This window comes from Micromonospora sp. NPDC005220, assembly GCF_040607895.1.
Classification (GTDB): domain Bacteria; phylum Actinomycetota; class Actinomycetes; order Mycobacteriales; family Micromonosporaceae; genus Micromonospora.
In genome coordinates this window covers 1-11,496 of sequence record NZ_JBEXHP010000149.1, presented here as the reverse complement: position 1 = coordinate 11,496, position 11,496 = coordinate 1, and the positions used below count along the sequence as shown (strand labels likewise).

Below are 11,496 nucleotides of genomic sequence, written 5' to 3'. Positions count from 1 at the left end.
CCCGGCCACCGATAAAGTGCGTTTGGGGGGGGGGGTGGGGGTGGGCCGCCGGCCCCCCGGCGCCCCGGGGCGCCCAGGCTTGATCCCTGCGCAGCTCGGGCTCCGGCGAAAACCTGACCGGGTCCAGCCTTTCGGCGGACCCTTTCGACATTGGGGTTCTTCGGACAGTCGGTCTTGCCCTGGGTGACAATCCTTCTGAAAACGGTCACTTCAGGGGGTCAGGGGTATGCCGCATTTTCCGGTCAACCATCCGGCACGGCCGCTCTACCGGGTCCTCTCCGGGCTGATCGGCCTCTACATCCTGGTCTTCGGCGTCTGGGGCGTCGCCGAGACGATCGGCGAGCCGCTCTTCGCCCGCAACAGCACCTGGGCCCTCGGGCTCCGGACCAACCTGGCCTTCTCGCTCGCCTCGGTGATCTTCGGGGCCGTCCTGATCATCGGGGCGTCGCGGCGCACCAACCTGGGCCACTACATGAACCTCACCGCCGGCGTGGTGTTCCTGGTGACCAGCATCCTGATGATGTCGGTGCTGCAGACCGGGGCGAACTTCCTCAACTTCTCGATGTCGACGGTGGTCGTGTCGATGCTGTTCGGCCTGATCCTGCTCAGCACCGGCCTGTACGACAAGGTCGGCCCACCGGAGCACGCTGAGGCGGAGTTGGAGCACCGCAAGCACCCGGTGGCCGACGTGCACCGCCGCTGATCAGCGTCGGCTGCGCCGGGCGGTGATCAGCGTCGGCTTCGCCTCAAGGTGCGACAAGCCGTTCCAGGCCAGGTTGACGAGGTGCGCCGCCACCGTCTCCTTGCGCGGCTTACGCACCTCCAACCACCAGCGACCGGTCAGCGCCACCATGCCGACCAGCGCCTGCGAGTACAGCTCGGCGAGCTTCGGGTCGTACCCGCGGCTCTTGAACTCGGCGCCCAGGATGTGCTCCACCTGGTGCGCCACGTCGTTCATCACGCTGCTGAAGTTGGCCGTGCCGGACATCAGCGGCGACTCGCGGACCAGCACCCGGAAACCGCTGGTCTCCTCCTCGATGTAGCCCAGCAGGGCCAGCGCCGCCTGTTCCAGCAGCTCCCGCGGATGGCCAGCGGTCAACGCCGTGGTGATCCGGTCCAACAGGGCCCGGACCTCCCGGTCCACCACCACCGCGTAGAGCCCTTCCTTGCCACCGAAGTGCTCGTAGACCACCGGCTTGGAGACCTTGGCGCGGGCCGCCACCTCCTCGATGGAGGTGGCGTCGAAACCGCGCTCGGCGAAGAGTTGCCGGCCGGTCGCGATCAACTGCTCCCGTCGTTGGGCCGCCGACATGCGCACCCGGGAGGGGGCCTTGGCTTTCGGTGCCGGCGGCGTCGCCCGTCGGCCGCCGACGCCTGCCCCCGCGTCGTCGCTGACCTCAGGCATGTCGCCGCCTTGCTGGCGCTCGGTGACGCCCTGCCGTGGAATGGTTCCTCCGCTGTGCCCGTTCACGTCGTCGCCTCACTGGCGGGCGGTCCGACCACCCTGCCGCGCCGTTCGACCGTACCCGGATCGGGCCTGGCCCCCGTAGGCCGAGCCGCCTGGTCCCCCCGGATGGCTCGGTCATCCCGGCCATCCTGCCAGGCGGCATCCCCGACCACCGCCCGGTTTCAGCGGGGTGCGACCGGCTTCACCAGCTTGGCGGCGAGGCGCTCGGGCTTTGGCCAGCGCACCTGCGTCGCCGCGCCGGTCTTCTCGAACAGCCAGATCACCCGGGCGGAGATGTCCACCTGACCGCGCAGCACGCCGTGCCGGGCGCTGGTCGGGTCGGCGTGGTGCAGGTTGTGCCAGCTCTCGCCGAACGACAGGATCGCCAGCGGCCAGAAGTTCGACGCGCGGTCGCCCTGGCGCATCGCGAACGGGCGCTCGCCGTAGACGTGGCACACCGAGTTGATCGCCCAGGTGACGTGGTGCAGGAGGCCGATGCGGACCAGCCCGGCCCAGAAGAACGCGGTGAGCGCACCCTGCCAGGACCAGGTCACCAGGCCGCCGATCAGCGCCGGGCCGAGCAGCGAGATGGCCACCAGGGCGGGGAAGAGCCGATCGACCTTGCTGATGTCCCGGTCGGCGATGAGGTCCGGTGCGAACCGCTCGCGGTTGGAGAGCTCCCGACGGAACAGCCAGCCCACGTGCGCGTGGAACAAGCCCCGGGTCAACGCCCAGAAGCTGGTGCCGAAGCGCCACGGCGAGTGCGGGTCACCCTCCAGGTCGGAGAAGGCGTGGTGGCGCCGGTGGTCGGCGACCCACTGGATGATCTCGCCCTGCACCGCCAGTGAACCCGCGACCGCCAGCGTCACCCGCAGCCACCGCTTGGCCTTGAACGAGCCGTGGGTGAAGTAGCGGTGAAAGCCGACGGTGATGCCGAGTCCGGAGACGACGTACCAGACCAGGCCGATGATCACGTCGGTCCAGCCCAGCCAGCCACCCCACGCCATCGGAACGGCGATCAGCAGGGCGACGAAGGGGATCACCACGAAAGCCCAGAGGGCGGCCAGGATGCCGGAGGACTGGCTGCCGTCGGTGAGTGGTTTGGGGCCGGGAGCGGCGGTGTTGGGATCGAGCAGAGCAGTGGACATGGGACCTCGCAAGGGGATGGTAACGACACGAAGCTACGCCTACGTCACCGTAACTTACGGCACCGTAGATCGCACGGGGAAGTTCGTAAAGGGTGTCGTACGCCGGTCCTAAACTGCTGCTCATGACCGATCCCCTTGCCGCCGAGGTGCGTCGGTTGCGCACCGAGGAGCAGCTGTCCGTCCGTCAGATCCAGGCCCGCACCGGCGTCGGCAAAGACCGTGCGCGCGCGATGCTGCGCGGGGTTCCTCCGCCGGCATGGACCCGGCGACCGAACGCGAAGGACGAGTTGCGTGATCAGGCCGTGCGCCTGCGGCTCGGTGGCCTGTCGGTTCCGATTATCGCCGAGCGATTGGGGGTCAGTCGGTCCACCGCCTACCTTTGGCTGCGCCACCTCCCACTCGACTCGGACAGTGCGGCGGCTCTGGCTCGGCGCAGAGCGCATTCGAAGGCCATGACCGACGCGCGATGGTCAGCTCACCGGGAGGCGCGGGACGCCGCGCGGCGGGAGACGATCGAGGCAGCTGCGGCCTGGGTGAAACAGCTGCGCTACCGAGAGCTGATCGCGGTCGGCGCGGCGATTTACTGGGCCGAAGGCACCAAAGCCAAGCCGTGGCGCCCCCACGACTGCCGGGTCCGGTTCGTCAACAGCGACCCGATGCTCATCAGTCTGTTCCTCCGCTTCACAGAGGCGATGGGAGTAGACAAGCGGACCCTGCGGTTCCGCGTCAGCATTCACGAGTCCGCTGACCCGGCGGCTGCGGCCCGTTGGTGGGCCGAGCAGGTCGGGGTACCGGTCGACGAGTTTCAGCCCACCGCGCTCAAGCGTCACAAACCAGGCACAAACCGACACAACACCGGGACCGGTTACCGGGGGTGTCTCGTGGTCGAGGTGCTCAAGTCGACGCGGCTTTACTGGAAGATGGAGGGGATCATGAAGGGTATGAGTGATGGCGTGGCGGCGCTTGGGCGCTAAGGTATACCCGCAGGATGCCCATCCTGAGGCGATGGTGGTTCTGACGTCGTGATCGGCCGTGGTGAAATTGGCATCACCCAAGATTTTGGCTCTTGAGTTTCAGGTTCGAACCCTGGCGGCCGAGCAGTTGATCAACAGTCCCTGGGTGGGGTATCGGACAATCCTCCCACTCCGTCTGGTTAGCATGGCCGCGAGAGTGTCCGCCGTCCCGACGGGAGCCACGTCGTGCCCCAGTCCCACCTCCGTACCGTCGTCGTACTTGCCGCCGGTGAGGGCAAGCGGATGAAGTCGACGCTGCCCAAGGTGCTGCACCCCCTGCTCGGTCGGACGCTCCTCGGTCACGTGCTGAGCGCCGCCGCCCCGCTGGGCGCGGACCGCACCGTCGTCGTGGTGGGGCACGGCGCCGACCAGGTCCGGGCGCATCTGTCCGAGGTCGCCCCGGACGCCACACCGGTGCTCCAAGCCGAGCAGCTCGGCACCGGGCACGCGGTTCGGATCGCGCTGGAGGCGGTACCGGACGGTGCCGGCACCGTTGTGGTGATCAACGGGGACGTGCCGCTGCTGCGACCCGAGACGGTGGGCGCGCTGGTGACCGCGCACGAGGAGGCCGCCGCGGCGGCCACCGTGCTGGCCGCCGAGGTGCCCGACCCGACCGGCCTCGGGCGGATCGTCCGGGACGCCGACGGCCACCTGGAACAGATCGTCGAGGAACGCGACGCCGACCCGACGCAGCGCGCGATCCGGGAGATCAACGCCGGCATCTACGCGTTCGACGCGGTGCGGCTGCGCGAGGCACTGGGCAAGCTCTCCACCGACAACGACCAGGGCGAGGAGTACCTGACCGACGTGTTCGGCCTGCTCCGCTCGGCCGGCGAGCCGGTGGCGGTGCACGTCGCCGCGGACCACGTCGAGACGTTGGGCTGCAACGACCGGGTGGAGCTGGCCACGCTGCGCCGGCTGCTGCGCGACCGGATCAACGAGGCGTGGATGCGCACCGGGGTGAGCCTGCTCGACCCCGCCACCACCTGGATCGACGTGACGGTCGCGCTGGACCGGGACGCGGTCATCGACCAGAACACCCAGCTGCGCGGCGGCACGGTGGTCGGCGCGGGCGCGCTGATCGGGCCGGACGTCACCCTGATCGACACGATCGTCGGCCCGGCCGCGTCGGTGATCCGCAGCCACTCCGTCGGCGCCGAGGTGGGCGCGGGCGCGACCGTCGGGCCGTACGCGTACCTGCGGCCGGCCGCCCAGCTGGCCGAGAAGGCCAAGGTCGGCACGTTCGTCGAGGTGAAGAACTCGCAGATCGGCACCGGCTCGAAGGTGCCGCACCTGACGTACGTCGGCGACGCGACGATCGGCGAGCAGACCAACATCGGCGCCGCCTCGGTCTTCGTGAACTACGACGGGGTCAACAAGCACCGCACGGTGATCGGCAGCCACGCGCGGACCGGTGCGGACAACATGTTCGTGGCGCCCGTCGAGGTGGGCGACGGGGCGTACACGGCGGCCGGTTCGGTGATCGTCGACGACGTGCCGGCGGGCGCGATGGGTGTCGCGCGGGCGCGCCAGCGCAACATCGAGGGTTGGGTGGTCATGCGGCGTGCCGGCACCGCGGCGGCGGAGGCGGCTCAGCGGGCCCGCGACGCGAAGGGTGCGCAGCGAGTCGGCGACGCCGAGGGTGCGTCGGGTGCGGCCGGTGCCGCAAGCAACAGTGAGGCAATGCACGGGGTGGCCGAGACGGTGGGCGGCGCATCCGGCCCGGGAGATACTGCAACCGAATAGTCCCTGACCCACCACCACCGGGTCGGGTACCGCCGACAAAACGGGAGCAGACGGGCCCATGGGCAGCATCGTCGCCGAAAACCGCAAAAGCCTGATGCTCTTTTCCGGACGTGGCTTTCCGGAGTTGGCCAAGGAGATCGGCGAGGTGCTCGGCGTCGCGCCGACCCCAGCCGACGCGTACGAGTTCGCCAACGGCGAGATCTTCGTACGGTTCAAGGACTCGGTACGTGGTTCGGACGCCTTCGTGGTGCAGTCCGTCACGCACGGGGTGAACACCTGGGTCATGGAAACCCTGATCATGGTGGACGCGCTGAAGCGGGGGTCCGCCAAGCGGATCACCGTGGTGCTGCCGTTCTACCCGTACGCCCGCCAGGACAAGAAGCACCGCGGCCGGGAGCCGATCTCGGCCCGCCTGGTGGCGGACCTGCTGAAGACCGCCGGCGCCAACCGCATCCTCACGGTCGACCTGCACACCGCGCAGATCCAGGGCTTCTTCGACGGCCCGGTGGACCACCTCTTCGCGATGGACATCCTGGCCGAGTACGTGGAACACAAGTACGCCGGCCGGCCGATGACGGTGGTCGCACCGGACTCTGGTCGGGTGCGGGTGGCCGAGCGGTGGACCGACCGGCTGGGCGGCTGCCCGCTGGCGTTCATCCACAAGACCCGGGACCCGATGAAGCCGAACCAGGTCGTGGCGAACCGGGTGGTCGGTGAGGTCGAGGGCCGGGTCTGCCTGATCGTCGACGACATGATCGACACCGGCGGCACCATCGCCAAGGCCGCCGACATCCTCAAGGAGTCGGGTGCTGCGGAGATCGTGGTCGCGTCCACCCACGCGCTGCTCTCCGACCCGGCCACCGAGCGGCTGAAGAACAGCTCGATCAGCGAGATCGTGGTGACGAACACGCTGCCGCTCCCGCCGGAGAAGCAGTTGGACAAGCTCACCGTGTTGTCGATCGCGCCACTGCTGGCGCGGGCCATCCGGGAGGTCTTCGACGACGGTTCGGTGACCACCCTCTTCGGTGGCCTGAGCTGAGTCCGAGCCCCGTTTCCGCCACCTGACACGCTGGCGGGGGCGGGGCTGGCACACTGGTGGAAACGGGGCCGGCGCGCTGGGTGGAAGCACCACCGACGCGCCGGTTCTGAGCCGTGATCGGGGACTGCCGGAAACCCTGGAAACCGCTCGGGTAGACTGGTGCGGTTGCCACGGCGAGGGTGCCCGGCGGGCCGCTGAAAAGCGCCGCACGGAGGCACCGTCATCGACGCGGTGCTCCGGGCAGTCGTTCATGACGCATGAGCCCCAGCGAGCCCCTCGCCCCAGCACCGCAAGACGACAAGCCGCCGCAGCGAAAAGCATCAGGAGTTTCCCCGTGTCCGAGGTAAAGATCAGCGCCGAGCCCCGTACCGAGTTCGGCAAGGGTGGTGCCCGCCGTACCCGCCGGGCCGGCAAGGTGCCCGCCGTGCTGTACGGCCACGGCGAGAAGCCCAAGCACATCGCGCTGCCGTCGCGGGAGTTCGCCGCCGCGATCCGCAAGGGCGGTGCCAACCAGCTCTTCGCTATCGACATCACCGACGGCACCCAGGTGCTGGCGCTGCCGAAGGCGATCCAGCGTGACCCGATCCGCGACACCTTCGAGCACGTCGACCTGATCCTGGTCCGCCGGGGCGAGAAGGTCACCGTCGAGGTCCCGGTCCAGCTGACCGGCGAGGCCGCCCGGGACACCCTGATCGTGCACGACCACGACACCCTCCCGGTGACCGCGGACGCCACCCAGGTCCCGGACCACCTCGAGGCGTCGATCGAGGGCGCCGAGGCGGGCACCACGATCACCGCCGCCGACGTCGAGCTGCCCTCGGGCGTGGAGCTGGCCGCCGACTCGGAGCTGCCGGTCGCCTCGGTGACCGCCGCGCCGACGGCTGAGGAGCTCGAGGCGACGCTGCCCGAGGTCGAGACGGCCACCGAGGAGGCCGAGGCCGAGGTCGGCGAGGTCACCGAGGGCTCCGAGGGCGCGGACGCCGCCCCGGGCGCCGAGGGCGACGAGACCACCGAGGCCCGCACCGAGGCCTGATCGGTTCGTACTCTGCTGGCAGGCGTCCCCGAGCGTTCGGGGGCGCCTGTCGGCGTATCGGGTGGGACGGGCGTCGGAAGGGACGGGTCGTGACGGACGAGGCGGGGCCGTGGCTGGTGGTCGGCCTGGGCAACCCAGGTCGGGAGTACGCCGGGAACCGGCACAACGTCGGGTTCATGGTGGCCGAGCTGCTGGCCGGGCGGTTGGATGCGCGTTTCGGCCGGCACAAGCGGGCGGTGGCCGAGGTGGCCGAGGCGCGGCTGGGGTTCGGTGGGCCGAAGCTGGTGCTGGTGAAGCCACTGACGTACATGAACCTCTCCGGTGGGCCGGTCGCGGCGCTGGCGCAGTTCTACAAGGTGCCGACCGCGCAGGTGATCGCGGTGCATGACGAGTTGGACATCGGGTTCGGCCAGGTGCGGGTCAAGTTCGGCGGCGGCGAGGGCGGGCACAACGGTCTGCGCTCGATGTCGAAGTCGTTGGGGACGAAGGACTACGCCCGGGTACGGTTCGGCGTCGGCCGACCGCCGGGGCGGCAGGATCCGGCCGATTACGTGCTGTCGGATTTCAGCCCGGCCGAGCGCAAGGAACTGGATTTCCTGGTGGACCGGGCCGCCGACATGGTGGAGTCGGTGATCACCAAGGGCGTGGAGCCGACGCAGAACCTCTACCACGGCAGCTGAGCCGGGCGGGGCGTACCCGATCGGAAACGGCAGGCCGGTAGTCTGCGCCTTTCGGCGTGCCGCGACCGGCGACGCGAGTCGCGGCGGATCGGCCCGTGCGAGCAGCGCGGCGAGGCGACGGGAGCGGGCAGATGGGCAGTCCTCCGATGATCGATGGCGCGTTCGCCCGATGGTTGGCGTCCCGGGCCGGGCAGGCGCTGCTCGACCTGCGCACCGAGATGGGTTTCGCCGACACCGGCGCGCTGAAGTCGGCCGGGGACAAGGTGTCGCACGACCTGATCCGCACGGAGTTGGCGAAGTGGCGTCCGGGTGACGCGGTGCTCTCCGAGGAGGACGAGGGGTCGCGGTTGGCCTGGGCCGCGGAGGTGAACACCGGCGCGGTGTCGCGGTTGACCGCGGACCGGGTGTGGATCGTCGACCCGTTGGACGGCACCCGGGAGTTCTCCGAGGAGGGCCGTTTCGACTGGGCGGTGCACGTGGCGCTCTGGGCGCGCAACGCGCCGAGTCCGCACGGGCTGGTCGCCGGGGCGGTGGGGTTGCCGGCGCAGCACCGGGTGCTGGGCACGGACTACCCGCCGGCGTACCCACCGATGACGGTGGAGGCGGCGACGGCCGGCGAGCGGAAGATCCGCCTGGCGGCGAGCCGGAGCCGGCCACCGGTCTTCCTGACCGATCTGGCCCAGGACGTCGGGGCGCACCTGGTGCCGATGGGCTCGGCCGGGGCGAAAATCGCCGCCGTGGTCACCGGCGAGGTGGACGCGTACATCCACGCGGGTGGGCAGTACGAGTGGGACTCCGCGGCCCCGGTCGCTGTGGCGACGGCCACCGGACTGCACGCTTCCCGGATCGACGGTTCTGCGCTGAAATACAACGAGGCGGATCCGCGCCTCCCCGACCTCCTGGTCTGTCGCAAGGATCTCGCCACCCGGTTGCTTGCGGCGCTGCAGAAACATTCCGGGTAGCCTGAGCGGACTTTCTTGACATGCCCGACCGGAAAGGTCTGGAAATCGGATGAGCGAGCGAATCGAGCCGGTGTCATGACCACCCCCGCGGCGTACCAGGTCTCCCACCTGGACGCCTTGGAAGCGGAGAGCATCTTCGTGATGCGCGAGGTGGTCGCCGAGATGGAACGCCCGGTGATGCTCTTCTCCGGTGGCAAGGACTCGATCGTCATGCTGCGGCTGGCGCAGAAGGCGTTCGCCCCGGCCAACATCCCCTTCCCGGTCATGCACGTCGACACCGGGCACAACTTCCCCGAGGTCCTGGAATACCGCGACCAACGGGTTGCCGAGCTGGGCTTGCAGCTCGTGGTGGCGAGTGTGCCGGAAGCCCTGGCCAGCGGCCTGGTCCGGGAATCCGCTGACGGCATGCGCAACCGGATCCAGACACCGGTGCTGCTGGACGCGGTGGAGAAGCACCGCTTCGACGCGCTGTTCGGTGGCGCCCGCCGGGACGAGGAGAAGGCCCGGGCCAAGGAGCGGGTGTTCAGCTTCCGCGACGAGTTCGGTCAGTGGGACCCGAAGAACCAGCGGCCCGAGCTGTGGTCGTTGTACAACGGTCGGCACCACCCGGGCGAGTCGATCCGGGTCTTCCCGCTGTCCAACTGGACCGAGTTGGACGTCTGGCACTACATCGCCCGGGAACGCATCCCGCTGCCGTCGATCTACTACGCGCACGAGCGCGAGGTGATCGAGCGGGACGGCATGTTCTACGCCGTCAACGAGTTCTTCCGCCCCCGCGCGGGCGAGGAGCGGTTCAAGGCGCAGGTGCGCTACCGCACCGTCGGCGACGCCTCCTGCACCGCTGCGGTCCGCTCCGACGCGGACACCGTGGAGAAGGTCATCGAGGAGGTGGCGGCCACCCGGATCACCGAGCGGGGCGCCACCCGTGGTGACGACCGGGTCAGTGAGGCCGCCATGGAGGACCGCAAGCGGGAGGGCTACTTCTGATGAGCACCGAGATCGTGGCGTCCGCGAATGCGGAGGCCCGGGCTGTTACCGGGGCCGGGCCGGAGGCCCGGCCGATGGACCTGCTGCGGTTCGCCACCGCCGGCAGCGTCGACGACGGCAAGTCGACCCTGATCGGGCGGCTGCTCTACGACACCAAGTCGCTCTTCACCGACCAGTTGGCCGCCGTGGAGGCGGTCAGCGCGGCCCGCGGTGACGAATACACCAACCTGGCGTTGCTCACCGACGGCCTGCGTGCCGAGCGGGAACAGGGCATCACCATCGACGTGGCGTACCGGTACTTCGCCACCCCCCGGCGCAAGTTCATCATCGCCGACACCCCGGGCCACATCCAGTACACCCGCAACATGGTCACCGGGGCCTCGACGGCGGACCTGGCCCTGATCCTGGTGGACGCCCGCAAGGGCCTCGTCGAGCAGTCCCGCCGGCACGCGTTCCTCTGCTCCCTCCTGCGGGTGCCGCACCTGGTCCTCTGCGTCAACAAGATGGACCTGGTCGACTGGTCGCAGGAGGTCTACGAGCAGATCGCCGACGAGTTCACCGCGTTCGCCGCGAAGCTCGACGTACCGGACCTGACCGTGGTGCCGGTCTCCGCGTTGCGCGGCGACAACATCGTCACCCGGTCGGACAACATGCCCTGGTACGAGGGCCCGTCGCTGCTGCACCACCTGGAACGGGTGCACATCGCCAGCGACCGCAACCTGGTCGACGTCCGGTTCCCGGTGCAGTACGTGATCCGTCCGCAGTCCACCACGGTCACCGACTACCGCGGCTACGCCGGTCAGGTCGCCTCCGGCGTGCTGAAGCCTGGTGACGAGGTGATGGTGCTGCCGTCCGGCTTCACCAGCCGGATCGCCGCCGTGGAGACCGCCGACGGGCCGGTCCCGGAGGCGTTCCCGCCGATGTCGGTGACGGTACGACTGGCCGACGAGATCGACATCTCCCGGGGTGACCTGATCTGCCGGCCGAACAACGCACCGGCGGTGGCCCAGGACATCGAGGCGATGGTCTGCTGGATGGACGAGACGGCCCCCCTGCGGGTCGGCGGCCGGTACGCGATCAAGCACACCACCCGGTCGGCTCGGGCGATCGTGCGCGGGCTGCACTACCGGCTGGACATCAACTCGCTGCACCGCGACGAGTCGGCCGACGAACTGCGGCTCAACGAGATCGGCCGGGTGCGACTGCGGACCACGGTGCCGCTGCTGGCCGACGAGTACCGGCGCAACCGCACCACCGGCGGCTTCGTCATCATCGACGAGGCGACCAACCGCACGGTGGGTGCCGCCATGATCGTCGAAGCCAGCTAACCCCGACCCGCCCTGCCCGGGTCCGCGCCCACCGGCCCGCGCCCGCAGGCAAGATCGCGCTCGATCCAGGAAGTAGTGGCCTCGGCGGTTGCTGATGCCACTACAACAAGGAT

General features: G+C 69.6%; 11 protein-coding genes and 1 tRNA gene. 10 read left to right on the top strand and 2 right to left on the bottom strand.

Features of this window, described 5'->3' with window-relative positions:
• Positions 1–226: 226 nt before the first annotated feature.
• Positions 227–703, top strand: coding sequence for a DUF4383 domain-containing protein (locus ABZU52_RS29855; protein WP_354974287.1), 477 nt, complete (start codon positions 227–229; stop codon positions 701–703).
• Here the strand turns inward: ABZU52_RS29855 and ABZU52_RS29850 are convergent, their stop codons facing one another.
• The gene (locus ABZU52_RS29850) at positions 704–1,405 is read right to left on the bottom strand and encodes a TetR/AcrR family transcriptional regulator (RefSeq protein ID WP_354974286.1); all 702 of its coding nucleotides are present in this window, start codon (positions 1,403–1,405) and stop codon (positions 704–706) included.
• Positions 1,406–1,629: 224 nt separating this feature from the next.
• Positions 1,630–2,595: an acyl-CoA desaturase gene (locus tag ABZU52_RS29845; protein WP_354974285.1), complete on the bottom strand. Its 966-nt coding sequence runs from the start codon at positions 2,593–2,595 to the stop codon at positions 1,630–1,632.
• 122 nt (positions 2,596–2,717) lie between these two features.
• Between ABZU52_RS29845 and ABZU52_RS29840 the strand changes: the two genes are divergently transcribed.
• The 9 genes from ABZU52_RS29840 (at position 2,718) to ABZU52_RS29800 (ending at position 11,383) form a co-directional block, all read left to right on the top strand.
• Complete coding sequence (locus ABZU52_RS29840) at positions 2,718–3,569, top strand: helix-turn-helix domain-containing protein (RefSeq protein WP_354974284.1); 852 nt, start codon at positions 2,718–2,720, stop codon at positions 3,567–3,569.
• Positions 3,570–3,621: 52 nt separating this feature from the next.
• A tRNA-Gln gene (locus ABZU52_RS29835) sits at positions 3,622–3,693 on the top strand.
• A gap of 101 nt (positions 3,694–3,794) precedes the next feature.
• A complete protein-coding gene (glmU, locus tag ABZU52_RS29830; protein ID WP_354974283.1) occupies positions 3,795–5,354 on the top strand; it encodes a bifunctional UDP-N-acetylglucosamine diphosphorylase/glucosamine-1-phosphate N-acetyltransferase GlmU in 1,560 nt (519 codons plus the stop codon).
• Positions 5,355–5,412: 58 nt separating this feature from the next.
• The gene (locus tag ABZU52_RS29825) at positions 5,413–6,393 is read left to right on the top strand and encodes a ribose-phosphate diphosphokinase (RefSeq protein WP_030329105.1); all 981 of its coding nucleotides are present in this window, start codon (positions 5,413–5,415) and stop codon (positions 6,391–6,393) included.
• Between the two features lie 334 nt (positions 6,394–6,727).
• Positions 6,728–7,426, top strand: coding sequence for a 50S ribosomal protein L25/general stress protein Ctc (locus tag ABZU52_RS29820; protein WP_354974282.1), 699 nt, complete (start codon positions 6,728–6,730; stop codon positions 7,424–7,426).
• A gap of 89 nt (positions 7,427–7,515) precedes the next feature.
• On the top strand, positions 7,516–8,106 hold the full coding sequence (pth, locus tag ABZU52_RS29815; protein ID WP_354974281.1) for an aminoacyl-tRNA hydrolase: 591 nt from the start codon (positions 7,516–7,518) through the stop codon (positions 8,104–8,106).
• A gap of 131 nt (positions 8,107–8,237) precedes the next feature.
• Positions 8,238–9,068, top strand: a complete 831-nt coding sequence (locus ABZU52_RS29810) for an inositol monophosphatase family protein (RefSeq protein ID WP_354974280.1) — start codon at positions 8,238–8,240, stop codon at positions 9,066–9,068.
• 75 nt (positions 9,069–9,143) lie between these two features.
• On the top strand, positions 9,144–10,055 hold the full coding sequence (gene cysD / locus ABZU52_RS29805) for a sulfate adenylyltransferase subunit CysD (RefSeq protein ID WP_354974279.1): 912 nt from the start codon (positions 9,144–9,146) through the stop codon (positions 10,053–10,055).
• A 74-nt stretch (positions 10,056–10,129) separates the two neighbouring features.
• Entirely contained in the window at positions 10,130–11,383 is a 1,254-nt protein-coding gene (locus ABZU52_RS29800; protein WP_354974288.1) for a GTP-binding protein, read from the top strand.
• Positions 11,384–11,496: the final 113 nt, after the last annotated feature.

Bases quoted from the DNA above. Each gene is read 5' to 3' on its own strand.
- ABZU52_RS29855 (WP_354974287.1), top strand. From the start codon at position 227: ATGCCGCATTTTCCGGTCAACCATCCGGCACGGCCGCTCTACCGGGTC.
- ABZU52_RS29850 (WP_354974286.1), bottom strand. From the start codon at position 1,405: ATGCCTGAGGTCAGCGACGACGCGGGGGCAGGCGTCGGCGGCCGACGG.
- ABZU52_RS29845 (WP_354974285.1), bottom strand. From the start codon at position 2,595: ATGTCCACTGCTCTGCTCGATCCCAACACCGCCGCTCCCGGCCCCAAA.
- ABZU52_RS29840 (WP_354974284.1), top strand. From the start codon at position 2,718: ATGACCGATCCCCTTGCCGCCGAGGTGCGTCGGTTGCGCACCGAGGAG.
- ABZU52_RS29825 (WP_030329105.1), top strand. From the start codon at position 5,413: ATGGGCAGCATCGTCGCCGAAAACCGCAAAAGCCTGATGCTCTTTTCC.
- ABZU52_RS29810 (WP_354974280.1), top strand. From the start codon at position 8,238: ATGGGCAGTCCTCCGATGATCGATGGCGCGTTCGCCCGATGGTTGGCG.
- cysD (WP_354974279.1), top strand. From the start codon at position 9,144: ATGACCACCCCCGCGGCGTACCAGGTCTCCCACCTGGACGCCTTGGAA.
- ABZU52_RS29800 (WP_354974288.1), top strand. From the start codon at position 10,130: ATGGACCTGCTGCGGTTCGCCACCGCCGGCAGCGTCGACGACGGCAAG.